1 protein-coding gene is annotated in these 1,530 nt (G+C 63.5%); it reads right to left on the bottom strand.

Features of this window, described 5'->3' with window-relative positions:
- Window positions 1–97: 97 nt before the first annotated feature.
- A complete protein-coding gene (locus AABA84_RS34565; protein ID WP_338314339.1) occupies window positions 98–1,435 on the bottom strand; it encodes an IS1182 family transposase in 1,338 nt (445 codons plus the stop codon).
- Window positions 1,436–1,530 lie beyond the last annotated feature (95 nt).

Raw genomic sequence — 1,530 nt, 5'->3', positions numbered from 1 at the left:
CCTGAGAGCTTGTGACCCTATGAGTTGGGAGCGCGCCGGCTGCGCATGATCGGGCGACGGCGGTCAGGCGATGGCGCTCTAGGTTGGCAGGGGCTGATTATGCGGCCTGGGCCAAGAGCCTGTAGCCGGCGAGAACATTGTTGGCGAGGGCAAACCAGCGCAGCACTGTGAGCACTTTTTCGCGCCCCCGAACCGTGAACTGGCGCAGGCCCCAGTTGCGCAAGCGGGCATTGATACATTCGCCCGGCGCCCGGCGTTTGTAGACATTCTTGCCGTGAGGGCTTTTCATCCGTCTGCGCCAGGCGGCCATGCCGGGGCCGTCATCGGGGCGCGGCGCATAGGGATCGGTGCCATGCTTGCTGTTGGCCGGCGGACCATAGACCTTGATCCCTTGGCTGGCAGCCCATTCGATGTCCTCGTTCTTGTTGAAGCCGCCGTCGACGAGATAGCGCTTCGCGCGACCATAAGAGCCGGCAAGCCCCTCCTGCATCGGCCGCATCAGGCCTCGATCCGAGCCCACATTGGTCACATCCACGGCAATGGCGATCTGGCCCTGGGCAACGCTCGCGACCTGGCAGTTATAGGCTGGACGGAAGCCGCCATCGGCCATCTTCATGACCCGGGCCTGCGGATCGGTCGTGGAAGCGCGTGGTTCGGAGCGCTTACTTCCCTTCTTCCTGTTGTTCCTGTTCTCGCGGCCGCGACGTGCCCGATGCGCTTTGATTGCAGCAAGCTGCTCCAGTGCCGCCGCAACACGCGCTTCGCGTTCACGGGCCGCACGGTCCTCCGCGGCCCGGATACGCCTGTTGCTGGCGTCGGGATCATCGTCATTCTCCTGCCGCAGGTACTCGACCAGACGCTTGGCCCTCTTCAACTCCTTGTAGAGCTTCTTGCTACGCCGGAACGAACTCGCTCCAGCCGAGGCGCGCACACGCACGCCATCCTGCACCACCTCATCAAGATCGATCACGCCAGCGACCGAAAGCGAGGCAACATGCTCCACCAGCAAATGCTCCAAAAGCTGCGGATGCGCCGTGCGGAACTCCGACAGGCTGTGATAGTTCACGCTCACCCCGCCGCACAGCCAACGATAGGCATCATGGCTCTCGCACAGCCGCGCCAGCGCCCGGCCACTGGAGACCCCCTGACTGGTGGCAAACAGCCACAACGCCAGTTGCAGGCGCGGGCTGACCGGCGCTTGCCCCGGACCATGGGCACGAGCCCGGATTGTCTCTTCGAGCGCACTCAGATCGAGCCTCTGGACATAGGCCCAGATCACACGGGCCGGATGCTCGGCAGGCAGCAGGGCCTCAAGATCCACCGCGCGCAGTTCGACTTGATCGCGGACAGGCTCGCGAAGCCGCGGACTTCCCGGCCACTCCCGCACAACCGCCTCGGCTTCAGGCAGATCCTCAAACAGCGTCTCGCGTGACATCCATGCCTCCATGGCCTTTGAAAGCAGGGAATCATCCGACTCATGCTTCCGCAAATGGAAACGTGCCAAATCACATAGATTCACAGCCTCTGAGG

Origin of the sequence: Bradyrhizobium sp. TM239 (assembly GCF_036247985.1) — a bacterium.
Taxonomy (GTDB): Bacteria; Pseudomonadota; Alphaproteobacteria; order Rhizobiales; family Xanthobacteraceae; genus Bradyrhizobium; species Bradyrhizobium ottawaense.
The sequence above is the reverse complement of the archived record's forward strand: the minus strand, read 5'-3'. Positions and strand labels throughout refer to the sequence as shown.

What these genes read in the sequence shown, in the direction of transcription:
- AABA84_RS34565 (WP_338314339.1), bottom strand. Translation starts at nt 1,435, where the DNA reads ATGTCACGCGAGACGCTGTTTGAGGATCTGCCTGAAGCCGAGGCGGTT.